Source organism: Psychrobacter sp. NPDC064578 (genome assembly GCF_044901245.1).
Classification (GTDB): domain Bacteria; phylum Pseudomonadota; class Gammaproteobacteria; order Pseudomonadales; family Moraxellaceae; genus Psychrobacter; species Psychrobacter cibarius_C.
Genome location: NZ_JBJDPI010000012.1, coordinates 58,062 through 81,030, shown reverse-complemented (window position 1 = coordinate 81,030; position 22,969 = coordinate 58,062). Strand labels below are relative to the sequence as shown.

The window sequence follows — 22,969 nt, the reverse complement described above, 5'->3', positions numbered from 1 at the left end:
ACGCCAATCGTATCAATCATTGAGGTCATGGATTTGATAAGCAAATCGATATTAGTGATTAGTATTGATACGTTCGATATTGACCCCAAGCGCACGCAGCTTTTCTTCGACATGCTCATAGCCACGATCGATATGATAAATGCGGTCGATTAAACTTTCACCTTCAGCAGTTGCCGCTGCCATTACCAATGACATAGACGCACGTAAATCAGTCGCCATCACAGGGGCAGCGGTGAAGTTTTCGACGCCTTTTACTACGGCCGTATGACCATCTACTTGGATAGAAGCGCCTAGACGATTAAGCTCAGGGACATGCATGTAGCGGTTTTCAAAAATGTTTTCGATAAAAGTACTCGTACCATCCGCTAGACACGCAATAGCCATGACCTGCGCTTGCATATCGGTTGGGAAACCTGGATGCGGCTGAGTACGGATATCAACCGCTTTAGGGCGACCTTTCATCTGCGCACGAATCCAACCATCACCAGTGGTAATAATGGCACCCATATCTTCGAATTTTTCTAACACAGGTGTGAGTAATAGCGCAGAGGTATTTTTAGTCAACACATCGCCACGCGTCATGAGTGCGCCAGCAAGGTATGAGCCTGTTTCGATACGGTCTGGCACGACTGAATACTCACAACCGTGTAAGCGCTCAACGCCTTCGATGGTCATGATTGAGGTGCCGATACCGCTGATTTTAGCACCCATCGCGACCAACATATTGGCCAAATCAACGACTTCTGGCTCAAGGGCACAGTTACCTAAGACGGTCGTACCTTTGGCAAGTGCGGCTGCCATAATAACGTTTTCAGTACCGCCCACGGTAATCATATCAAAAGAGTAGTTACAGCCAATCAGCTTGCCGCCCTTTGGCGCTTGTGCTTTTACGTAACCATTTTCGACACTAATTTCAGCACCCATCGCCTCAAAGGCTTTTAGGTGTTGGTCAACAGGACGTGAACCAATGGCACAGCCGCCAGGCAATGACACTTCTGCCTCACCAAAACGTGCCAGCAATGGTCCAAGCACTAAAATCGAGGCGCGCATGGTCTTTACTAAATCATACGGTGCATAGAAATTATCGATATTCTTGGTATCGCAGGTGACAGTATCGTCCTGCTTTTGGATTTTGATACCCATGCCACCGATCAATTCAATCAACGTCCGCACATCTTGTAACGATGGCACATTGTGCAATGTCGTTGGCGTCTCGGCCAATATCATAGCGGCAAGTAACGGCAAAGCAGCATTTTTGGCGCCTGAGATAGTAACTTCCCCTGCGATACGACTACTACCAGTGATTAAAAATTGATCCATAGGAGTGACAACCTAACGATGAGTATTAAAATAGTGAAAATCAGACCAATCACACCCAGCCAATATAATAGCCAGTCTAATAAGCCCAATCATATGTATAACGGTCTAGCCTTTGGATTGAACGTCCCATTCAGCAGGCGTCAGCGCTTGAATATTGAGCGCATGAATATCGCCACTGGCGATCTTATCATTGACTAATGCATAAATCGCCTGCTGACGTTGCACGGCACGCTTACCTTCAAAGCTGGCATCAACCACGCGTACATCAAACTTATTACCTTGATTGGCAGCTTGAATAAAAGCGTCTGGGAAGTGAGTCTGTAAAAATGCAATCAAATCGTCAGCGTTCATGCTCATAGAATATTCTGCCTTAAAGTGTCAGATAGGGTATAGATTTAAAGTGACGACATTATAACAAGAGTTTAAGCATCTTACAGTACTGTCTTACGCAACTGCACCTAACTTCTGATTGCCGTCCATTATTTGAGCATTTTATCCAAGTAGGTCAGTACTTGCGCGCGTACATCATTGACCCAACGTAGCGGCGGTGCCATCGCACCAATACTGGTCGCATGACTGGCACCTTTTATTTCACCGTTTTCTACGGTGACGCCCGCCTCTTGCAACGCTTTGGTCATTTTAATCGTATTGGTCGCGTACACTACTTTGTCTTTTTCGGCAGTCAACAATAAATACGGGGGCTGCTCGCCTTTGATTTGACGGTCTGGCATGACGTCATCTGGCGTAGCATCAGCAGCAAAGGCGGTGGCGCTATCAAATTTACGGAAGTCATAACTATAAGGACCCGCAATACCCACGACCGCGGTAATATCTTTTGGCTTAATACCATAAGGCGCTAAAAAATCTTCATTGGCGACCGCTGCAACTGCGTTAAATGCACCAGCAGAATGTCCAATTACCGCCAAGCGTTTAGGATCAGCATGTAAGCTCGGAGCATTATTGATACTCCAAGCAATCGCTTGCGCCGTATCTTTGACATAATCAGGGTACACATGCTCAGGCGCTTTACGATAATTAATCACGGCGGTGACATAACCTGCTTGCGCCAAACTCTGACCGACAAAGGCATACTGTTCTTTATTACCACTCTCCCATGAGCCACCGTGGACAAACACCACCATCGGATAGCTATCATTAATCACACCATCATTGATAGCGCTTTGAGCTTTCATCGCTTGTGCTAATGGCTTGGGATAATAAATATCCAAATCTTGATCGGGCTCATCACCATAGAGAATGTTTTTGCTGACGCCAACGCCGCTACTAGCAGTAATACCATTGACGATAGCGAGTGGCGATAAGGCTTGCGCATTCTGGGTGGCTAGCGCAACGCTACCCAGTGCTAAGGCGGCGACACCTGTGAATTTTAGAATACCTACTTTGCTAGCAGTAGTATTAGTCATGCTTTCATTATTTATTTTTTGACGGCTTTTATTATATTGTGCGTGCTTATTTGCATCCTTCATGGCCAGTATTCCTATTATATTTATATATTGATCAAAATTAATAGCATTGCGACAGCCGTCTTATCGAATAAGCATTAGGGTCTGTCTTGTCTATTCTTCGCTTTTTATATCTTACTGGCTGGCTCAGACGTTCTCGTGTTTTTCCTGTTAACCGTGTTTAGGTTTCTTGTCATTAGACACGGTTTAAACTGACGGGCAAATAGCTTACCCTATAAGCTATTTAGCCACTGTTTTTTTGTTTCATTGATAAATAACAGCTGTGTTTTAGAACACTTTTTACTGATCTTGATACAGGTCTATATATGGGCTTGATGACGGTTGCTCAACGGTTGTGCCATCTTCGGTCACGACGATAGGAGTCGATGTGCCAACGGACGCTGGCGCTTCAGAATTATTAACGCTAGCAGCAGCTACCCCGTCCACAACGACTGGCGCTGAAGCAGGATTTACCAAGTTATTTTCAGACATAATGTCATCTTTACTTATCTTTACGCCCCTGTCATCAACGACGGTCGTCAGCAGCACCAGCTCAGTCACACCAACGGTGCTATTGGCGATATCGATTAGGTGACTCTGCTGAGTCGGTGTCATACGTCCCATGATATAAACCACACCATCATTGGTCACGGCTTTGATCTGTGAGGCTTTGACGCCATCACTCGCGGCGACTTTTGCCAGCAGCTTTGAGGTGATATAGCCATCATGAACCGTCGAGCTATAGCCTTTAGACGCGCTGACGTTTAGCTCATTATAGACGTGACGCACATCTGGCATAGAGCTGACGACTTTTTCGACTTCTACTTTGATGGCCTCAGTGGGTACTTCGCCTGTCAATAACACTTCACTATTAAAGCTATCAATACCCATACGACTGGTTTGTTGCAGGTCTTCTTTTAACCCATAAACATTGATTTTGACGGTATGTTCGATACTGCGATCCAGTAGTCGCTGCGGAATGGTACGCTCTGTCATTGGCACACCATACGTACCTTCTGTACTGTTGGTCAAATAATTGGTGGTACAGCCCGTAGTGACGATGCTGGTCATTAGCATAACGCCTATCGCGGTGCGGCGTGATGAGCCAAAAATAGCAGTGCGCAAATGCATCCGTGTCATGATTTACCTCTTAGAACATGAGTGTGACGATCGTATAAAGTCAATTGATTGAGCCAGTTTTAATCTAATAACATTTATTTTGACAACTGTTAATTCAGTTAATAACAACTTAGCTACTTTACTTAATTTTTACTATCAGCGGTTAGGTTTTTGGTAACGCTCACTCGATGATAAGTACTTACTACCTTTTAGTTGGATTGCTTTTATATCCTATTATCACGTATCTGCTATAAAAGCACCTTTGAGCCATTGTGGTTGATTTTCTACATTTTGACCACTGGTCTTAAGATGATTACCTACCGTATCATAAGCGATGACATCGAACCGGCAGTCATAATCCTCATACTCAGGATGCTGTTGCAAAAAATATTGCGCCGTTTTAATCACTTTACGTTGTTTGCTTGCCGTCACGCTCAGTGCAGCACCACCAAAACCTGAACGCTGCCGTTGACGCACTTCAATAAATACCAGTGTCGACCATGCTGAACCTGTCTCCAGCATAATCAAATCCAGCTCACCCACTTTGGGCTGCTGCCAATTTTGGGCAATCAAAATCAATCCTTGCGATTGTAAAAACTCACACGCCTGCTGCTCGAACAGACTGCCTTGGCGCTGCTTTGGTGAAGTGAGGCTCAAAGGTTTATGACTGCACATAAGGTCGATAGGTCTGGTTAACATTTCAGAATTATCATAGCACATCATGCTAAACTAGCCACTTTCGCGTGCAGATGCTGGTATGGTGTTTTATGCTTTGCTTAAGTTCTATTTTTGACCAGTTTTGTCAGTCAGCGCGCCACATTATATTTTAATTCCCGCTTTTAATACTCCGAGGTTTTCATGTCTAGCCCTACCGCGATGCCAGCTTGTCTATATATCGTTGCCACGCCGATTGGCAATATGAGCGATATGACGCCGCATGCCATTGATGTTTTAAAGCAAGTCGCCATCATTGCCTGTGAAGACACCCGTACCTCAGGTAAGCTATTGTCGCATTTTGGCATTGATACCAAAGGCAGTAAAGCCGACGACGAAAAAGAGTCAGAAGCTCCCAACACTAAAAATAATACCGATAATAACGTGACAGACGCTGATACCGCGACCAAGCAAAAAGGTCATAACAAGCTTTGGGCATACCATGAGCACAATAGTGCCATTCAAACACCCAAAATTATCGAGATGATCGAGCAAGGTCATTCGGTTGCTTTGATTAGTGATGCTGGTACGCCACTCATCAGTGATCCAGGTTATCAACTGGTACAGGCCGCTCATGTCGCAGGCGTTAGAGTCTCTCCTATCATTGGTGCCTCTGCTGCCATTGCCGCACTGTCAGTCGCAGGATTGCCCTCAGACCGCTTTAGCTTTATCGGGTTTTTACCCGCCAAAACCCATGGTCGCCAAAAACAATTAACGGCTCTCAACACACGTACTGAAACGTTGATATTTTATGAAGCGCCGCATCGTATTATCGCCAGTTTAGAAGACATGGCGGCGGTATTTGGCGCAGATCGTGAAGTCACTTTTTGCCGTGAATTGACCAAAATTTTTGAGACTGTCCATAAAAGCACTCTTGGGGATTTGGTGGAATTTGTCAAAGCTGATGACAATCAACAGCGCGGTGAGATAGTCGTGGTGGTCGCTGGCGTGAATGTGGCGCAGGATGCGGATGACATCAGTATTCATGATAAATTATTGCAGCGCTTGCTTGAGGACTTATCGGTTAAAAAAGCCGCTGCATTGGGTGCTGATATCACTGGCGTCAAAAAGAATGCGCTATATCAGCGCTTACTTGAGCTACAAGCTGAATAATTTTTGGATATTAATATTAAAGACAGTTATAAACCCATTGAGGAGAAGTGAGCAATGTACAATGTAATGGCGATAGGCAACGCATTAGTCGATCACGAATATGTATTGTCAGATGCGGCGCTAGAAGAGACTGATTTGACCAAAGGCAATATGACGCTGGCAGGTATCGACGAGCAACAGCAATTGTTGGCGTATTTTAAGCTGGCAGAAATTGCACCATCAAAGCAGGCTGGTGGTGGCTCAGCGGCTAATACGATGTATACCTTTGCCAGTTTAGGCGGCAAGCCATTTTATGCGTGCCGCGTCGGTGACGATCAACAAGGCGAGTTTTATCTAAAAGACTTACATGAAGCAGGCGTTGCAACTTCAGAGAAATCTATCCATGCAGGCGGAGTAACGGGTTCATGTGTGGTCGCAGTGACTGAAGATGGCGAGCGCACCATGCAAACTTATCTCGGTACTTCAAGCGAAATCACCGCAGAAAATGTCGATTTTGATGCGCTGACACAAGCTGACTGGTTATATATAGAAGGCTACTTGGCCATGACTGAGAGTATTCAGCCTGCCATGACTCAGTTGCGTCAACAAGCAGGGATTCATTCTGCAAAAATTGCCGTAAGTTTTGCTGATCCTGCCGTGGTGAAGTTTGCTAAAGACGGTTTACTCAATATGCTGGGCAATAAAGTGGCAGTGATATTCTGTAATAGTGAGGAAGCCAAGCTCTTTACCGACAAAAAACAAGTCAAGGCAGCCGCACGCGCACTGCTTGAGTATTGCCAGACGGCAGTCGTCACTGATGGTGCCAATGGTGCAACAATCGCCCATAAAGCTGATGATAAATCAGAGATTGAGATTTATGAAGTTGCTACACCAATCGTTACTAATGTCATTGATACCAACGGTGCCGGTGATAATTACGCAGGAGCATTTTTATACGCGTTGTCGCAGCACTATAGCTTGCCTGAATGTGGTCGTCTTGCCAGCGAAGTGGCAGCGCAGGTGATTCAACAGTTTGGACCACGATTAGCCTCACAAGATTATAGAGATATTGCAAAGCGTGTACTATCTGCTTAACTTATAAAAATCTGTCATTGCCGATAATAAAAAAGCCCATATCGATTGATATGGGCTTTTTTTATTGTTAATCATGAGACAAATTATTCAGTTAACATTACTCAGTTCAATAGAAAGCGTTTAATACTAAGCCGAGGCTAATGCTTGCGCAAGATCCGCTTTGATATCTTCAATGTGTTCGATACCAATCGATAGTCGTACCATATCAGTACTCACACCTGCATTGGCGAGCTCTTGCTCATTCAACTGGCGATGGGTGGTCGTCGCTGGATGACAAGCTAGTGATTTGGCATCACCGATATTGACCAAGCGAGTAATCAGTTGCAGCGCATCGATAAAGCGTGCACCTGCTTCCAAGCCACCCTTCACCCCAAAGGTCAAAATAGCAGATGGCGTACCTTTCATGTATTTTTTGGCAAGCTCATGCTCAGGATGATCCGGTAAACCCGCATACTTTACCCAAGCAACCTTGTCATGGTCACGTAGATATTCTGCGACGGCTTGGGCGTTTTGGACATGACGCTCCATACGTAAACCCAGTGTCTCCATGCCCTGCAAAATACTAAAAGCATTGAGCGGGCTAAGTGCCGCGCCTGTATTACGCAGTGGTGCCACACGAGCACGAGCGATAAATGCTGCTGCACCGACATCTTTGACAAAGTTCACACCGTGATAACTATGATCTGGCGTGTTCAATAACGGAAAACGCTCAGGATAATCACCCCATGCGAATTTACCACTATCGACAATCGCCCCACCAATCGACGTACCCGTACCACTCATATATTTGGTCAATGAATGAATCACGATATCCGCACCAAACTCAAAAGGACGACATAACGCAGGCGTGGCAACCGTACTATCAATCACCACTGGCACACCATATTCATGTGCGATATCACTCAGCACTTGAATATCAACGATATTGCCCAACGGATTACCGATACTTTCTGCAAAGACCATTTTGGTTTTGTCATCAATCAAATCACGAATGGCTTCTGGGTTCTTGTGGTCAAAGAAGCGGACTTCGATACCTTGACGCGGCAATGCGTGGGCAAATAAATTATAAGTACCACCATACAAGGTCGACACAGCAACGATATTATCGCCCGCTTCACAGATGGTTTGAATTGCATAAGTGATGGCTGCCATGCCAGATGCTACGGCAAGGGCACCGATACCGCCTTCGAGCGCCGCGACGCGTTCCTCTAACACGGCATTGGTCGGGTTCATAATACGGGTATAAATATTGCCTGCAACTTTTAGATCAAACAAATCAGCACCATGCTGAGTGTTATCAAAGGCGTACGAGCTGGTGTGATAAATAGGCACTGCGACCGCTTTGGTCGTTGGCTCAACGCTATAACCAGCGTGAATCGCCAAGGTCTCAAGACGTTGAGGCGTCGCTGATTTTTGGGCTGTTTGCTGGGCTGCTTGTTCGTCACTCATCATATATTCCTTTATTTCGATAAAAGTTATTAATCAATAAATGACTAATCAACAAATTATTAATTAACAATCTACCACTGAAAATTCAGCTAAAAAAACAATCCACCAAATCATAGCAATAAAAAAAGCCAAGTTCATCAAAACTTGGCTTTTTAATTAAAATAACTCTTCAGATATTACTTAACGCTTTGGCTTTTACTGAGATTTCTATTTATAGTAAGCGTTTTCGGTACGGGTATGATCGGTCTCATCAATGACTTGGGTCAGCTCTGGAATTTGTTGTTTCAGCTGCACTTCAACGCCTTGACGTAAGGTCATATCAACGGCTGAACAGCCTTGGCAACCACCACCAAACTTCAATACCGCAGTCAGACCAACGCCTTCTTCATCAATCAGTTCAAGCAGTTGTACGTCGCCACCATGCGCCGCTAAGCCGGGATTAATCTCTGACTGCAATACGTAGTTGATACGCTCTTCGACACTGGCATCAGCACCTACTTTAGGTACTTTAGAATTTGGTGCACGGAAAGTCAGCTGACCACCAAAACGGTCTTTATTATAATCAATCACCGCATCTTCTAAATAAGGAACAGACGCCGCTTCGATAAAGGCAGAAAAACTGTCATACGTAAAACGCAGGTCAGCGCTATCCTCTTCGCCCGGTTGGTTATAAGCCATACAGCACTCTGCACGCGGCGTACCTGGATGCTCAACGAAAATACGCACGCCGATACCATCGGTATCCTGCTTGGATAACAAATCTGCTAAGTAGCTTTGGGCTGACTCAGTAATAGTAATATTGCTCTTTGCTACAGTTTGCTCAGTATCTAGCGCTGATTCATAGTCTGCTGACTGGTCTAGTTGGCTCTCAGCTTGGTTGTGCTCACTCATAATATGTCCTATGCGTTATGACACAAACGCTATATCTGTCATGGCTACTGTGTCGTGAATGTTAAATTTAGGTAGCGGGTATAAGTTATGCGGGTTATCAATCATTACGGTCTGTTGTCTTAAAATGCGGACTGCCGTTGTTATAACATTTTGCTCAATTTATAGCAGCTATTATAACGTACTCAGACGACAATTCCGACTGCGCTACTGTGAATTAAACCAAAATGCTCACAAATGACTGCTATCGGTTTTATTAATGCTTTATTAACAATGACGAAATAGAGACGACAAATAACGCTTATCTAATGATTGATATATCCCCTACTATATAAAGACAGCTACCGTGATTATCAAGCACCTAGAACACTAACTAACCACCTACTTTCTTCCGAATGCTACGGCATGTCTAACACTGTGTGAGACCATACAACCAAAGCACTTATCATGCTTGCTATTTTCTAGCGCTAGTTTTAGATCTATTTACAAGATAAAGTGTATTGTCCTAAATACCTTTTTATAGGTTTACTTATTGATTATTATATTAGGCATTCTTGTTGCCCTTATTATAGTCGTCGCGCTTTTAGTACCGGAGGGTGTTGACTATACCAAAGCTGTAAAAGAAATTATGTCTCGCTATATCAAAATTCATGTAGCGTTGGTATTTTTTCGTAATCCATTACTCCAGTTGGTATTTTTTTATATTGACTATAGAAATCGCTTAGATATCGAAGAAAAGAAGATGTTCAAACGTTATTTTATAACGCAATTTTTTAGCATCTTTATATTTATTACTATAATTTTCATTGTTAAACATTACATTTGAGCTAGCAGAAATTTCATATTTTAGTTGAATCAATCTTATGATGACGCAAACACTGAATCTAGTAACGACCAAAGACGACGAGCAAATCGCTGTTTGGAAGATTGTGGATAATACAAAAAATAAGACAAAGAGCGATACCCTTACCACCAATACCTTTGCCATAAAATCGCAAAACATATTTTTGACGCACGGCACGTTTTCGGACAAACAAACCTGTTTGAAAATCGCTGAGTATCTAGCCCGCCTCGGTCATCATTGCTACATCATGGAATGGCGCGGTCATGGCGCAAGCTCAATACCCAAAGAAAAATTCAATTTCGAAACGGTTGCAACCTATGACTATGAAGCGACTTTTCGCTACCTTTTTGAGGATTTAAAACTCGATAATCTACATTGCGTCACCCATAGCGGCGGCGGAGTTGGTTTAACGATGTTTTTGATCCAGCATCCCTGCTATATCGATAAGATTAATAGCGCCAGCATGTTTGCCTGCCAAGCTTATGGCGCTGCAATAAATCCGATAAATCATACTAAAATTCTTGTAGCAAAATTATTCACGCGGATGGTTGGCTATATCCCTGCTAAAAAAATCAAGCTAGGACCTTTTAATGAAAGCTATCATATGATGAACCAGTGGTACGACTGGAATCTACAAAAGAACTTTAACAGCAGTTTTCTTAAGCAATGTACATTTAATACAGCCAGCATGGATACATGCGCCGCTGATGATGCACCTTTAGACTACCGGCAACAGATGCCAAAAATCACGATACCTATCTATGCTATCAGCGCAAAAGGCGACAATTTCATCTCCCCTACTCGTGGTTGTCAGCTATTTTTTGAACCCTTTAAAAACCCTGCCAATATTTTTCGAGAATACTCGCTCAGCCATGGGGATTTGGACGATTATACGCACAGCCGCATTATGATCAGTCGTAACGCTGCCCACGAAATTTGGCCAACAGTTACCGCGTGGATTGAGCAGCATGCCCGTTAAAATAGCGGTGCGGTTGTAGCCTAACTACAACATGGTACGGACTATAACCAAAAACCGCACACCTCTAAACATCTTTATACTTGTCAGCGAGTGATAGGCTGTGTCAGTATTGGCGTCATTACTTTTTACTCAATAAATTTTAACCAATGAAATATCCGTAGTAGGAAAGTGGCGTATATGAGCGAATCATCAGAGCAAAGTTCAGCTAAAGACAACAAACACTATCGTTATTTGGTTTTTATCGGGCGTTTCCAGCCCTTCCATCGTGGACATAAGGCGGTCATCGACGAAGCATTGAAGCGTGCTGATAATGTCATTATGTTGATCGGCTCTGCTAACTTACCGCGTAGTTTACGCAATCCCTTTAGTGTCGCTGAGCGTGCTGCCATGATTAAAGGCGCGTATTCAGCAGCAGCAGCGGCACGCATTCACTGCGTTGCTCTAGATGATGCACTCTACAACGACACGCGCTGGCTACAGTACGTGCAAGCAGGCGTGAAGTCTGTCACTGGTGATTTGCAAACTGATATCGGCTTGATTGGTCATTCCAAAGACAGCTCCTCATATTATTTATCGCTATTCCCCAACTGGGCGTCCGTCTCTGTACCGAGCTATCACAATCTATCCGCCACCCCAATTCGTGATAGCTATCTAATGGGCGCGACCCCGACTCCTGAACGCACGCCTGAGTCGACGCGCAAGGTTTTGAATGACTTCAAAAAGACAGACGAATATCAAAATCTGCACGAAGAAGCGGACTTTATTGATAAATATAAAAGACAGTGGGAATCAGCGCCTTATCCACCAACCTTTATGACAGCAGATGCCCTGATTGTCCAGTCAGGACATATTCTATTGGTTGAGCGCCGCAGCATGCCAGGGCGCGGACTTTGGGCTTTACCAGGCGGATTTTTAAATCCAAAAGAGACCTTATTCGATGCCTGTATCCGTGAGCTACGTGAGGAGACTCGCCTAAAAGTCCCTGAACCAGTATTGCGCGGCTCTTGTCATAGTCAGCATACCTTTGACGATCCCTATCGTTCAGCACGTGGTCGTACAATTACTCAAGCCTTTTATTTTCAACTTAAAAATGACCCAAAAGGCTTGCCAAAAGTAAAAGGCGGCGACGATGCAGCCACGGCTTTTTGGCTACCACTCGCTGAGCTTGACGCCACCATGATGTTTGAAGACCATTATGCAATTATTACTAAAATGGTTGGTTTATAGAATTTTATCAGACGATTATCCGATTTTTCATTAACAATTTTCCACGCCCAAGCTGATAGACAGCAAGGGCTAACCGCCGTAACTGTTCTTTCATTAACGCAGCTACGGCATCTCAAAGCAGAGGAGTTCTGTGATGTATACCAGCAATTTAAACAATTTAATTCTAAATAGCGACAGCTACAAAACCTCACATTGGGTGCAATACCCAAAAGGTAGTGAGTATCTGTCCAGCTATATTGAGGCGCGTAAAGGCGACTACGATGTGGTGTTCTTTGGCTTGCAAGCCTTTATTAAAGAATATCTAAGCACGCCAATCACTCATCAAGACATTGATGAAGCCGAAATGGTCATTCAAGCACATGGTTTGACCTTTAACCGTGCTGGCTGGGAGCGTTTGGTTGATAAACATGGCGGTTATTTACCACTACGTATCGAAGCCATCCCTGAAGGTAGCATCGTGCCTGTATCCAATGTGGTCTGCCAAGTTATCAACACTGATCCTGAGTTTTATTGGCTACCAAGCTATATCGAGACTGCTTTGCTTCGTGCCATCTGGTATCCATCAACCGTCGCTAGTGTCTCGCATTATTGCAAAGGCATCATTCGCCAAGCGTTAGAAAAATCAGCAGACAATACCGAATCGCTCACTTTTCGTTTGCACGATTTCGGCTCGCGCGGGGCATCTAGTCAAGAGTCTGTCGCGCTCGGCAGCTTAGCGCATTTAGTGAACTTTGCTGGAACCGATTCGATGACAGCGTTGGTGGCTGCCAGCCGCTGGTACCACATGGATAAAGACATGCCCGCGTTTTCTATTCCTGCCGCTGAGCATAGCACCATGACCGCGTGGGGTCGTGATGGCGAAACCGCTGCTTTTGCCAATATGATTGAGCAGTTTGGCGGCGTAGGTAAAAGCTTCTCAGTGGTCTCTGACAGCTACGACTTATGGAACGCCATCGATAATATCTGGGGCGGCAGCTTAAAAGATGATGTGAAAAATATGGGCGGGACTTTGGTTATCCGACCCGATAGTGGTGAGCCTGCCAAAGTGGTTCGCGAAGCCTTAGAGCGCTTGGCAGTAAAATTTGGAACAACGATTAATAGTAAAGGCTATAAAGTGCTGCCTGATTATGTACGTGTCATCCAAGGGGATGGCATCAGCCCACAAAGCTTAACTAAGATCATTGATGTGGTCATGAAAGCAGGGTTTAGCGCAGAGAATGTGACCTTTGGTATGGGCGGTGGTCTATTACAGCAAGTCAACCGCGACACCATGAGCTGGGCGATGAAAGCTAGCGCTATCTCTATCGATGGCACATGGACAGACATCTATAAAGACCCGATTACCAGCCGCTCTAAACGCTCAAAGAAGGGACGTTTGGCGCTGGTCAAAAACAGCAATGGACAGCTAAAAACCATCAAGGCTGAAGACCTATCTGCAGACGCAGACAACCTACTGCGTGATATTTATGTCGATGGTAAATTATTAATTGAAGACAATCTCACCACTATTCGGGAGCGTGCAGGATGGTAGCAATATGATAAATAGCAATAAAATCGCCTCGGTGGCAAGAGATGTACTGCTTGCTCCTATTTATTTTTATCAAGGGCGCAAAATTAAGCGTGATACGGTACGTCTACCTGAGCCAAATGGTGAAAGGCACGGGCAAGTTCAATTAAATGACGCGATTGAATCGCTAAAGGAAGCGCACAAGCGGACATTAAACCTAATGGTCGTTGGCGATTCGGCGGCGGCTGGCGTCGGTAGTGAGACGCAGCAAGAAGCGCTTGTCGGTAACTTAATTCCTGTTTTGACGCAGCAGTCTGCTATCCAAAATCAGTTTGATATACTGAACTGGTCATTGCAAGCGACGACGGGGCATACCAGCTTTGATATCTTGCGTAGGCTTTATGTTCTACCCGCGCCTAGCCAGCCTGTTGATGTGATGGTGCTGAGTGTCGGCGTTAACGACACCACATCTAAAGTCTCTGTGGATAAATGGCAACAGCAAATTGAAAGTATTATCGCTATCGCTCAGCGTAAATTTGGCGTGCGAGAGTTGATTTTTTTAAGCCTGCCGCCGATGGCACAAATGCCTGCGATACCTGCCCCGCTAAGTAACTTTGTGGGTGCTAAAGCCTCTATCCTTGATAAGACATTGCAGCAAGTTTGCGCCGCTCATGATAGTGTCACCTACATGGCCACTGACTTTCCACGAATGATAGCAGAGCATTCGAACGGTACTCCAATCGATATCAAAGTGATGTTTGCCAGTGACGGTTTTCATCCTAGCAGCCTCATGTATGGCTATTGGGCGCAGCAATTGTCAGAGTTGATTATACAGTTACTGAACCCTTCCCTTTCCCCTTCCGATGCTGAGTTGACTGATTAAAAACCATTGAGGCGTTACTTCTAAAAATTTAAATAAAAAAAACCGCTGACTATTCAGCGGTTTTTTTATGTTCTTAATACTATAGCTGTGCATGTTTGAGAAAACACATGCTCAAAATAATATCACGCAATACGTGTGAATTATTCTGCAGCGTCAGTATCAGCAGCTTTCTTACGGCCACCAAATGCACCAAAGCGTTTGTTGAAGCTAGCAACACGACCTTCAGTAGAAGTTTTGCGTTGTTCGCCAGTATAGAATGGATGCGACGCACTTGAGATATCAAGTGGGTAGTATGGATATTCTGACCCTTCGTATTCACGAGTGGTTTTGGTTTTAACGGTTGAACGAGTTAAGAAAAACACGTCAGCGTTAGTGTCATGGAATAAAACTTCTTGGTAATTAGGATGGATATCTTTACGCATAATAAACTCTCTATGTCCGATGTATGTATAGCACTCTTGAACACCATCTTAGACGATGTGTCAAACAAGTCATGACATACGTGACTGAGGCACTAAGGACATTGATAAGTATGGCAGCTGTGTCACTGGCTTATTCCAGCACCCAACACCATTCCTCTGCTCACTTAGCCTTTCCCCAGCGGGAAAATCAAACCGCGATTTTAACGGTTTTTACCGCTAGACGCAAGCAGCAGTTGTGAGTGATATATGTGATAAGTTGTCACCAAAATCTCTATTTTGTTGAGAGGCATACGCTATGTTAGTATAATATTAAATTAGTTAAAATAATCAATAAATAATTTAAGTTTAGATTTAGTTAATAATTATTTTTGATATTAATCATTTGTTAATGATGATGAATACCGTCTGATGTCGCCTCATTAATCAAGCACCCACTATTTATAAACACTCAGTAAGGACAATATAATGATAAATACTGTTATGAAGAATAGCGCAAAAGCCCTGCTTATCAGCTCAGCACTGGCACTCACTACTGTTGCAGGTGCGGCATTGCCTAGTCAATGGCAATTAGACGACTCGCACACCCGTGTGGGATTTTCTGTCAATCACTTAGGATTTTCAACCACCATGGGTCATTTTAACGACGTCGAAGGGGTCGTTAATTACGATGTTAAAGCACCCAGTAAAACCAATATGAGCTTCACCATTGCAACCGATAGCATTGACACCAATTGGGATGCACGTGATGAGCATTTAAAAAAGGCTGAATTTTTTAACGTCGCCAAATATCCAACTATGACCTTTAAATCAACCAGCGTAAAATTTATAAATCCGCAACAAGCCAAGGTCACAGGTGACTTTACTATGCTAGGGCAAACCAAACCACTAACGCTGGATGTGACTTTGAATAAAATCGCCAACAGCCCTCTTACCAAAGAACCAGTTATTGGCTTCCGTGCAACGGGTAATATTGATCGCGCAGCCTATGGTATGACAGCTTTCGCAGATGGCATTACCACCAATGTCCCGATCCAAATCGATGGTGAGTTGATAGAAAAAAAAGCGCAAACCAACAAAAAATCTAAATAAGTCTAATTTTAGCCAAGCACAAATCGCCCCCTCCTCTACGTACTCTAAAAAAAGCAGCCATCATAATGGCTGCTTTTTTGACAATAATGAATCAACTCACTCGACATTTACATATATTCAATAAATCGCATAAATACTTTCCATTTGCTTGTTAACCTCAGTTTTTATTGTTATATTCATATATACGGATTTACGAATATAAAGCATAACGCTGAGGGAGCAGAAAGATGGATACAGTACAGGTAGACTTTGCCGAGATAAATAAAGACTGGGATAAAAACATCGCTGATTATCACTTTGATATTTACCACTTATCTGGTTGGATTGCTGCATCAGCTATTGTAGATAAAGGCACTGCTCAAGGAGTGATTGCCACTTATAACAATAAAAAGATCTTTTTGCCTCTCATTATAAGAGAACTCGACTCAGAGCATTGGGATGCGACTTCTACTTATGGTTACGGCGGTCCTGTCATGGATAAGTCTCTCACTGATGCCGAATTAGACATAATATTGGCAGAAGTAAGGGGCTTTCTCTTAGCAAAAGGCTGTGTGTCTTTATTCATGCGACTACATCCAATCATCAATAAAGAGTGGCTACCAACGGTCGGTAAAGCACTCACTCATGGATTGACATTGATGTCTGACTTGAGTAAATCCGAAGAAGAACACTGGAGCGAGACTCAAAATCGTCATCGTAGAGGCATTAAAAAAGCCTTAAAAATGGATGTCGTGACAAAAATTGAACATTTAACCAGAAAAAATGCAGTGGTATTTTCCAATATATATAAGGAAACGATGGCGCAGGTGAAGGCAGATCATTACTACTTCTTTGATGATGATTACTTTTTTAATTTGCTCGAAAATCTACAAGACAGAATACTACTGATAACTGCCTATCAGGATAATAAAGCCATTGGCTCTTCTATCTACACGATCTGCAAAGAATCAGGCATTATGCAATTTCATCTCGGAGGCACGCTCAACGCCTATACCCATCTACAACCTTCCAAACTCATTACCCATGTGGCTCGTGATTGGGGCCGAACCAATCATTATAAATTACTGCATCTTGGCGGCGGCGTAGGCTCTAATCTAGATTCTTTGTATGAGTATAAAAAAGGGTTTAGCTCACAAGAGTTATTATTCAAAACCTATAGACTCATCGTTAATCCAGCAAAATACACAGCATTAGTCGCTGATAGCTGGTTCACCGAAAATGATTTACGCTCCGACTTTTTCCCTTTATATAGAAAAGAGCCTACTAAAGAAAGTATCTTGGAGACTGAACAAGTTGAAGCTTTGGCAGATATTTGATCGCGTTATTTTACGATTCTAATCATTCAAGCCAATAAAAAAGCAGCCATTACGATGGCTGCTTTTTTGATGCTAATTGTCTTTCATTTCGGTAGACAATGGGCTTACTTTACTTGGTTTTGACGATATGCCAAACGCCCAGTTTATTGTCGCCATCTTTATCGCCCACCTTTGTATCATTGGCATAGAAATATAACGGCTTACCATTTACCGCCCATTGATACTTGCCATCTTCGCGTTGAAATGCTGCAAACTGCCCTGATGCTTTGGCATTACTCGGTGCCATAAATGCTGGCCAAGCAATTAGACAGGCACTACCACACTCTGATTTGTTCATCCCATCCTTGTCAAAGGTATATAAGGTCATGTGATTGCTTGCATCGACTAACATGCCGTTTTTACTCGCGACTGGCGCGGTATTTTTATTGGTGGCTTGTACATCATGCATGCCAGAATCATCATTGCCAAATACATTGTTTAACGTAGTACAACCAGTAAGCGTTAAAACACCAGTGAGAGCCGATAATATAAGCATACGTTTCATAATAACTTCCTTGTCATTTTGATTGTGATTATGATTGTCATCATAAATTTCTATTTGGGTTTTTCTCATCGTCAGACCATTTAAACGGCAAAAAAACCTACCGCTGACTTCAAACAGTTTTAATATAGCATATGCAACAGCGCAGTCGTTTCTATCCATATATAAATTTACAAAAGCTTATGTATTTGCAAATTGGGTAAACTGGCATAGCCATTACTATCAAGCGCCATAGCCATTCATTGACAAAACTCACCTATCTACTTACGTATTTGCCGTCATATTGGTTATCATTTTTCGTAGAGTACCCTATACAGCTTAAGAATTACTACACAATGACAAATATGACCCTTGCGGCTTCATATGCATATTGAACTTGACGTCCTTTGCACGCATATCAATAGTTATAAACGGCTTGGAACAATATCCATTAGGACAAAAATTTTAAAATAAGATTTTAGAATAAAACATTTAACAAATACACCGAGCATGACCTGCTGTAACTGCTATTAAGGATATAACAACGACAATGACTCACTCTTTCATTAAAAACCCAGTGAAAAACCAAGCGCACTCTGCCAAACGCGTCGGTATTCTTGGTGGCGGTACGGCAGGAGCAACCATTGCTATTCGCCTTGCGGCATTGGGGCTTGAAACTTATGTATTTGAAAAAAACAAATCGCTGATTGATGGTCCACCGATGTGTCACTTGCATGCTGGCGGCAATCTATACCGCGAAATTCCTGATGAAGATTGTGTGGCTCTTCTCAAACAATGTATCGATATATTGCGCCTTTATCCTTATACCATCGATGTTCGCCCAACAGTATTTGCTGTGCCAACCCGCGATGAAGGCTTGCCAGAAGACTTGCTACCACGTCTAGATATCTTGACTGATGCGTATCGTAAGCTTATCGCCGAAGATGCTAATAACAAAGTGTTGGGCGAACCTGAAAACTATTATCAGCTTTATAGTCATGAGCAACTCATTGCGCTGTCAGAACGTGAACAAGTTGCAGTGCCGCGGTCGGTTGATGAATGGATGATACCAGTCGCTAAGTATTTGGACTTAAATAAAGTCAAGTTTCCACTGATTGTCGTGCAAGAGTACGGCTGGAATATTTTTCGCTTGGCGGCCTCTGCGCAATTGGCATTAGCAGATTATGAGCATGCTCACGTCTTTACAGATACGCAGGTTAAGCAAGTCATGCCTGTCGATTGTGAAAATTGCTCAAACGCTGACCACCACGTCACTAAATGGCGTATTGATTATCAGCAAGCTGCCAGCTCTGAAACTCAGCTTACAACCGAATCTGAGACCAAAAATACAACCGAATCTATCGAAGTGGATTACTTAATCAACGCGTGCGGTTTTCGTACGGGCGTCATCGACGATATGGTCGGGGTCAAAGTCACGCGTATGGTCGAGTTTAAATCGTCTTATATTACCCACTGGGATAATACCGGCGGACAGATACCAGAGATTATCGTTTATGGCAGTCGCGGCACACCAGAAGGCATGGCACAACTCACACCTTACCCTGGTGGTTATTTTCAAATACATGGCATGAGCAAATTTATCACGCTATTCGATGATGGCTTGGTCGCCTCTAGCAAAGACAGCGCCCAACCTAAGCTGCCGCCGCAGTATATGCACTACATCGAAGATGGCTGGGATAAAGCACCGTTACAAGCGCGTAGTCAGCAAGCGATTGATTATGTGGCGGAGTTTGTACCGACCTTCCATAGCGCACGTACGGTCGGTAACGCGCTATATGGTGGGCAGCAAATACCCGGTGAGGACGATACGCTGCGAGTGGCTGATGTCAGCTTGTACTCTAATATTCGCTATGCTCGTGCGGAAAACGTCAAAGCATCCTCAACTTTGATTGCTGCCGATCAAATCGTTGATGAATTGACTGAACTTGGCTTAATCGATCATGACACGCCAGCCAACCGCAATCGTTATGCTCATAATTGGGCATATTTGACAAAACACGATAGCAAGGCGATTGATGAAGTCGCGCGTACACTGGCTGAGCAACGAGGCTTTCCATTAGCAATGGCTGATGTGAATCACGGTATTGGCGAGACAACTTTAAAGGATTCCAACACGGCTAATGATGCAAATGCTACTGAGATATAAAAAGCGTTTTATTAAAAATTGAACAAAAAAGGAGAGAATGGCTAACGATCAGCCCTTCTCTCCTTTTTTATAGATGAAGCATTTACAGATAAAAGCATTTATAAATAAGAATACGTACTCTTAATTACCAGCCATTTTTTCAGTATCGACTGCGTCGTCTATTTTTACGACTGTTTTTAATAGCTCAATAGCTTCGTTAATCGTGTTACATACCACCAAACGTTCAAGGTCTTCTTGCTTCATAAAACCTTGGTCAGCCGTATATTTTAAGTGCTCGATCATACGATCATAGAAACCATTGATATTCAGGATAATCATCGGTTTTTCATGTTGATATAGCTGACGCCACGTGGCGATTTCCATAATTTCTTCCAATGTTCCAAGCCCACCCGGCAAGGTAATAAAAGCATCTGCATACTCCGCCATCACGGTTTTGCGGGTGTGCATGGTATCTGTCAAATGCAGGCGAGTCAGCTGCTCATGAGCAATCTCATGTTTGAGCATAAAGGTTGGAATCACACCGACCGCTTGCGCACCGCCTTGAATCACCTCATCTGCAACGGCACCCATCAGCCCGATGCTCGCGCCGCCGTAGACCAAACCCATGCCATTGTCAGCAAGCGCACTACCCAACTCGCGGGCTGCCTGCTCATAGACTTCATTATTGCCCAAACGCGAACCACAATAAACCGCTACCAACGGCATCGTTAACGTTGATTTATCCACTGCTTTTTCAATATTGGTAATGTCTTGACTGGTAATGACTTCATAAGTGTCATTGTTAATTTTCATTTGCATATAGCTTCCTTAATTTTTATATCGATTGTTTTTGTTAAATACTCGTTAAAACCCTAATGGATAATACCACCCAAGATAAATAGCATAGAACTTGAAAGTCACAATTGAACGCCTTGCTTGCCAGCATTTATCTTAACATAAGCGATGCTATCAGGTGGCTATCAGCTAATTTAAGCGGTTTATCACTACGTAATGACTACATTTTAAGAGCAGATTGTTGATAAATAATTGCAAATAAATAACCACTCCACACCGAATAGAACCCTAACAATATGAAGGTTAAAGCATGGAAAATAAACAGTATCAGACGGATATTTATTCACTGAGTATCATGACTGAGCGCAATCAGGCATTGGCAGCGACTGTCTATCGCCCTAAAAATGAGGTAAAAAAAGCGGTTATGATCGCGCCAGCAACGGGTATCAAGCGCCAGTTTTATCACAATTTTGCCACTCACTTAGCAGAAAATGGCTTTGGTGTACTAACCTTTGACAATGAAGGCATCGGTGAATCGCTGTCGTCTGCATTGGCTAAATGCGATGCATCGCTGATTAGCTGGGGTCGCCATGATATGCCAGCCGTCCTTGATGCGTTGCAAGATGAATTTGCCGACGCCACTCATCATGTAATTGGTCATAGTGCAGGCGGTCAGCTGATTGGTTTGATGCCAAATTATAATGCGCTCGCTTCAGTGTTCAATGTCGCCTGCTCATCAGGTCGTATTAAAAATATGAGCATGCCTTATAAACTCAAGGCGATGGGTTTTATGGATGCCTTTATTCCACTCGCCAACTTGGCGTTAGGGTACACGCCGTCAGATAAAATTGGTATGGGCGAACCGCTACCACGGGGCGTGTCTCGGCAGTGGCGCGAATGGTGTAATGGCGCAGGCTATATCAAAACAGCCTTTGGCAAAAGTATACAAACGCACTTTTATGATGACATTACTATGCCATCATTATGGCTGGGGTTTAGTGATGATGACATTGCCAATAGCAAAAATATGGATGATATGATTCGTGTTTTTACTAAAATGCCAGTCGAAAAGCAGTTTTTAGATCCCAAAGACTTTGGTCTAAACAGCATCGGTCATATGCGCTATTTTAGTAGCAGAACCAACGCTAAAGCACCGCAGCTGTGGCAAATGGCGATTGATTGGCTAAAGAATCAATAGACTTCAGAGCCTATTTAACTACGGATTCGTCTATTGATTCTTTCATGTTTGCTGCCTGTTCTACTTTGACACGCTTGGTTAAGGCAGAATAAAGCGACGGCTGCATATTATGGATATTACCCAGCATCCATTTTACGTAGCTGATGGGCACGTCTTTAATCAGCGTGCCTTTATGTTTGCCAAAGGGCATTTTGCTCACTGGATTGGCTTTATTGGCGATAGCATGGACAGCAGCAAAATCCGTCGGTGCTATGGCTAGGCGCTCACAACACGCCTGATAAAGCAAATAACACATACGCGCATCACCCAGCGCATCATGAGCGGCAATCGTCATCCTGCTTGCTTCCTCTTTGCCTAATAATTGCTCGATACATTTGGACTGACCATAAGCACTCCACTCTGGAAAAGCCACACGCGCCAGCCGAACCGTACATATCAACTTAGTAGACGGACTGCCAATAACCCGCCAATCAAAGCGGACATTATGACCAATCAAATACTGTGGCAACTCAAACGCCTCTAAATCAAAGCGCTCAAGACCAGCGACATCATCATCAGTAATGCCATGAATTCTAATGACAACTGGTGATATCGAACGACCACTATTAAAATACTTCATCCACTCAAAACCCGTCATCGCATTAATAGTCGCCACTTGAATCGGACGCGGATCACGACCTTGGTCGGTTTCGGTATCGATAATCAGCGCAGTGTCAGTCATAAAGATTCAGCCATAGATAACAATAATAGATAGCAACATTGGTATTTTATGTAACGTTTTAAAAATACGTAAACTTTAAAAGAAACGTTATATTTATGGGGATAAAAACCTAAGATAACAATGGCATACAAAGAATAGATAACTTCACTTATATAATATCAATTGAAGTCCATTTAAAAAAA

At 43.4% G+C, this 22,969-nt stretch carries 21 protein-coding genes; 10 read left to right on the top strand and 11 right to left on the bottom strand.

Going from position 1 to position 22,969, the window contains the following annotated elements; genetic code table 11:
- Positions 1-51: 51 nt before the first annotated feature.
- The 5 genes from murA to ACI2JM_RS13145 all read right to left on the bottom strand — a co-directional run bounded on the left by murA (position 52) and on the right by ACI2JM_RS13145 (position 4,625).
- Positions 52-1,320, bottom strand: coding sequence for a UDP-N-acetylglucosamine 1-carboxyvinyltransferase (gene murA, locus ACI2JM_RS13165; RefSeq protein ID WP_404644760.1), 1,269 nt, complete (start codon positions 1,318-1,320; stop codon positions 52-54).
- A gap of 105 nt (positions 1,321-1,425) precedes the next feature.
- On the bottom strand, positions 1,426-1,677 hold the full coding sequence (locus ACI2JM_RS13160) for a BolA family protein (protein WP_010200621.1): 252 nt from the start codon (positions 1,675-1,677) through the stop codon (positions 1,426-1,428).
- A gap of 122 nt (positions 1,678-1,799) precedes the next feature.
- The gene (locus ACI2JM_RS13155) at positions 1,800-2,807 is read right to left on the bottom strand and encodes an alpha/beta hydrolase (RefSeq protein WP_404644758.1); all 1,008 of its coding nucleotides are present in this window, start codon (positions 2,805-2,807) and stop codon (positions 1,800-1,802) included.
- Between the two features lie 276 nt (positions 2,808-3,083).
- The gene (locus ACI2JM_RS13150; RefSeq protein ID WP_404644756.1) at positions 3,084-3,923 is read right to left on the bottom strand and encodes a BON domain-containing protein; all 840 of its coding nucleotides are present in this window, start codon (positions 3,921-3,923) and stop codon (positions 3,084-3,086) included.
- Between the two features lie 216 nt (positions 3,924-4,139).
- Positions 4,140-4,625, bottom strand: a complete 486-nt coding sequence (locus tag ACI2JM_RS13145) for a YraN family protein (RefSeq protein ID WP_404644754.1) — start codon at positions 4,623-4,625, stop codon at positions 4,140-4,142.
- A 135-nt stretch (positions 4,626-4,760) separates the two neighbouring features.
- Here ACI2JM_RS13145 and rsmI point away from each other — a divergent pair, with 135 nt between their 5' ends.
- Both rsmI and ACI2JM_RS13135 read left to right on the top strand, forming a co-directional pair.
- A complete protein-coding gene (gene rsmI / locus ACI2JM_RS13140) occupies positions 4,761-5,729 on the top strand; it encodes a 16S rRNA (cytidine(1402)-2'-O)-methyltransferase (RefSeq protein ID WP_404644752.1) in 969 nt (322 codons plus the stop codon).
- Between the two features lie 54 nt (positions 5,730-5,783).
- Entirely contained in the window at positions 5,784-6,803 is a 1,020-nt protein-coding gene (locus tag ACI2JM_RS13135; RefSeq protein ID WP_201554850.1) for an adenosine kinase, read from the top strand.
- Positions 6,804-6,929: 126 nt separating this feature from the next.
- On the opposite strand, the gene ACI2JM_RS13130 is transcribed toward ACI2JM_RS13135, so the two are convergent.
- Positions 6,930-8,252 (bottom strand): O-acetylhomoserine aminocarboxypropyltransferase/cysteine synthase family protein, encoded by a 1,323-nt coding sequence (locus ACI2JM_RS13130; protein WP_404644750.1) that lies wholly within the window; start codon positions 8,250-8,252, stop codon positions 6,930-6,932.
- 207 nt (positions 8,253-8,459) lie between these two features.
- Entirely contained in the window at positions 8,460-9,143 is a 684-nt protein-coding gene (gene nfuA, locus ACI2JM_RS13125; protein WP_045455268.1) for a Fe-S biogenesis protein NfuA, read from the bottom strand.
- A gap of 860 nt (positions 9,144-10,003) precedes the next feature.
- Here nfuA and ACI2JM_RS13120 point away from each other — a divergent pair.
- From ACI2JM_RS13120 to ACI2JM_RS13105, 4 genes are all read left to right on the top strand, one after another.
- Complete coding sequence (locus ACI2JM_RS13120) at positions 10,004-10,963, top strand: alpha/beta fold hydrolase (RefSeq protein WP_404644748.1); 960 nt, start codon at positions 10,004-10,006, stop codon at positions 10,961-10,963.
- A 177-nt stretch (positions 10,964-11,140) separates the two neighbouring features.
- Positions 11,141-12,190 carry a bifunctional nicotinamide-nucleotide adenylyltransferase/Nudix hydroxylase gene (locus tag ACI2JM_RS13115; RefSeq protein ID WP_404644746.1) on the top strand — a complete coding sequence of 350 codons (1,050 nt, stop codon included), beginning with the start codon at positions 11,141-11,143 and terminating at the stop codon, positions 12,188-12,190.
- A 133-nt stretch (positions 12,191-12,323) separates the two neighbouring features.
- Entirely contained in the window at positions 12,324-13,721 is a 1,398-nt protein-coding gene (locus tag ACI2JM_RS13110) for a nicotinate phosphoribosyltransferase (protein ID WP_270896778.1), read from the top strand.
- A 4-nt stretch (positions 13,722-13,725) separates the two neighbouring features.
- Positions 13,726-14,580, top strand: coding sequence for an SGNH/GDSL hydrolase family protein (locus ACI2JM_RS13105; protein WP_404644744.1), 855 nt, complete (start codon positions 13,726-13,728; stop codon positions 14,578-14,580).
- 140 nt (positions 14,581-14,720) lie between these two features.
- Here the strand turns inward: ACI2JM_RS13105 and ACI2JM_RS13100 are convergent, their stop codons facing one another.
- Positions 14,721-15,002 (bottom strand): type B 50S ribosomal protein L31, encoded by a 282-nt coding sequence (locus ACI2JM_RS13100; protein WP_011281173.1) that lies wholly within the window; start codon positions 15,000-15,002, stop codon positions 14,721-14,723.
- Positions 15,003-15,467: 465 nt separating this feature from the next.
- On the opposite strand from ACI2JM_RS13100, the gene ACI2JM_RS13095 reads away from it, so the two are divergent.
- The gene (locus tag ACI2JM_RS13095) at positions 15,468-16,091 is read left to right on the top strand and encodes a YceI family protein (protein ID WP_404644742.1); all 624 of its coding nucleotides are present in this window, start codon (positions 15,468-15,470) and stop codon (positions 16,089-16,091) included.
- Positions 16,092-16,318: 227 nt separating this feature from the next.
- Entirely contained in the window at positions 16,319-17,407 is a 1,089-nt protein-coding gene (locus tag ACI2JM_RS13090; RefSeq protein ID WP_404644740.1) for a hypothetical protein, read from the top strand.
- 109 nt (positions 17,408-17,516) lie between these two features.
- Here ACI2JM_RS13090 and ACI2JM_RS13085 read toward each other — a convergent pair whose 3' ends face one another.
- Positions 17,517-17,951 carry a hypothetical protein gene (locus ACI2JM_RS13085; RefSeq protein ID WP_045447953.1) on the bottom strand — a complete coding sequence of 145 codons (435 nt, stop codon included), beginning with the start codon at positions 17,949-17,951 and terminating at the stop codon, positions 17,517-17,519.
- A gap of 526 nt (positions 17,952-18,477) precedes the next feature.
- Between ACI2JM_RS13085 and ACI2JM_RS13080 the strand changes: the two genes are divergently transcribed.
- Entirely contained in the window at positions 18,478-20,094 is a 1,617-nt protein-coding gene (locus tag ACI2JM_RS13080; protein ID WP_404644738.1) for an FAD-dependent oxidoreductase, read from the top strand.
- 120 nt (positions 20,095-20,214) lie between these two features.
- On the opposite strand, the gene ACI2JM_RS13075 is transcribed toward ACI2JM_RS13080, so the two are convergent.
- Positions 20,215-20,892, bottom strand: coding sequence for a TIGR00730 family Rossman fold protein (locus ACI2JM_RS13075; protein WP_045455284.1), 678 nt, complete (start codon positions 20,890-20,892; stop codon positions 20,215-20,217).
- Between the two features lie 286 nt (positions 20,893-21,178).
- Here ACI2JM_RS13075 and ACI2JM_RS13070 point away from each other — a divergent pair, with 286 nt between their 5' ends.
- Positions 21,179-22,066: an alpha/beta fold hydrolase gene (locus tag ACI2JM_RS13070; RefSeq protein ID WP_404644736.1), complete on the top strand. Its 888-nt coding sequence runs from the start codon at positions 21,179-21,181 to the stop codon at positions 22,064-22,066.
- Positions 22,067-22,076: 10 nt separating this feature from the next.
- Here ACI2JM_RS13070 and ACI2JM_RS13065 read toward each other — a convergent pair whose 3' ends face one another.
- Entirely contained in the window at positions 22,077-22,787 is a 711-nt protein-coding gene (locus tag ACI2JM_RS13065) for a putative quorum-sensing-regulated virulence factor (protein ID WP_109592445.1), read from the bottom strand.
- Positions 22,788-22,969 lie beyond the last annotated feature (182 nt).

Excerpts from the sequence above, each read along its gene's own strand:
- murA (WP_404644760.1), bottom strand. The coding sequence starts at position 1,320 with ATGGATCAATTTTTAATCACTGGTAGTAGTCGTATCGCAGGGGAAGTT.
- ACI2JM_RS13160 (WP_010200621.1), bottom strand. The coding sequence starts at position 1,677 with ATGAGCATGAACGCTGACGATTTGATTGCATTTTTACAGACTCACTTC.
- ACI2JM_RS13155 (WP_404644758.1), bottom strand. The coding sequence starts at position 2,807 with ATGAAGGATGCAAATAAGCACGCACAATATAATAAAAGCCGTCAAAAA.
- ACI2JM_RS13150 (WP_404644756.1), bottom strand. The coding sequence starts at position 3,923 with ATGACACGGATGCATTTGCGCACTGCTATTTTTGGCTCATCACGCCGC.
- ACI2JM_RS13145 (WP_404644754.1), bottom strand. The coding sequence starts at position 4,625 with ATGATGTGCTATGATAATTCTGAAATGTTAACCAGACCTATCGACCTT.
- rsmI (WP_404644752.1), top strand. The coding sequence starts at position 4,761 with ATGTCTAGCCCTACCGCGATGCCAGCTTGTCTATATATCGTTGCCACG.
- ACI2JM_RS13135 (WP_201554850.1), top strand. The coding sequence starts at position 5,784 with ATGTACAATGTAATGGCGATAGGCAACGCATTAGTCGATCACGAATAT.
- ACI2JM_RS13130 (WP_404644750.1), bottom strand. The coding sequence starts at position 8,252 with ATGAGTGACGAACAAGCAGCCCAGCAAACAGCCCAAAAATCAGCGACG.
- nfuA (WP_045455268.1), bottom strand. The coding sequence starts at position 9,143 with ATGAGTGAGCACAACCAAGCTGAGAGCCAACTAGACCAGTCAGCAGAC.
- ACI2JM_RS13120 (WP_404644748.1), top strand. The coding sequence starts at position 10,004 with ATGATGACGCAAACACTGAATCTAGTAACGACCAAAGACGACGAGCAA.
- ACI2JM_RS13115 (WP_404644746.1), top strand. The coding sequence starts at position 11,141 with ATGAGCGAATCATCAGAGCAAAGTTCAGCTAAAGACAACAAACACTAT.
- ACI2JM_RS13110 (WP_270896778.1), top strand. The coding sequence starts at position 12,324 with ATGTATACCAGCAATTTAAACAATTTAATTCTAAATAGCGACAGCTAC.
- ACI2JM_RS13105 (WP_404644744.1), top strand. The coding sequence starts at position 13,726 with ATGATAAATAGCAATAAAATCGCCTCGGTGGCAAGAGATGTACTGCTT.
- ACI2JM_RS13100 (WP_011281173.1), bottom strand. The coding sequence starts at position 15,002 with ATGCGTAAAGATATCCATCCTAATTACCAAGAAGTTTTATTCCATGAC.
- ACI2JM_RS13095 (WP_404644742.1), top strand. The coding sequence starts at position 15,468 with ATGATAAATACTGTTATGAAGAATAGCGCAAAAGCCCTGCTTATCAGC.
- ACI2JM_RS13090 (WP_404644740.1), top strand. The coding sequence starts at position 16,319 with ATGGATACAGTACAGGTAGACTTTGCCGAGATAAATAAAGACTGGGAT.
- ACI2JM_RS13085 (WP_045447953.1), bottom strand. The coding sequence starts at position 17,951 with ATGAAACGTATGCTTATATTATCGGCTCTCACTGGTGTTTTAACGCTT.
- ACI2JM_RS13080 (WP_404644738.1), top strand. The coding sequence starts at position 18,478 with ATGACTCACTCTTTCATTAAAAACCCAGTGAAAAACCAAGCGCACTCT.
- ACI2JM_RS13075 (WP_045455284.1), bottom strand. The coding sequence starts at position 20,892 with ATGCAAATGAAAATTAACAATGACACTTATGAAGTCATTACCAGTCAA.
- ACI2JM_RS13070 (WP_404644736.1), top strand. The coding sequence starts at position 21,179 with ATGGAAAATAAACAGTATCAGACGGATATTTATTCACTGAGTATCATG.
- ACI2JM_RS13065 (WP_109592445.1), bottom strand. The coding sequence starts at position 22,787 with ATGACTGACACTGCGCTGATTATCGATACCGAAACCGACCAAGGTCGT.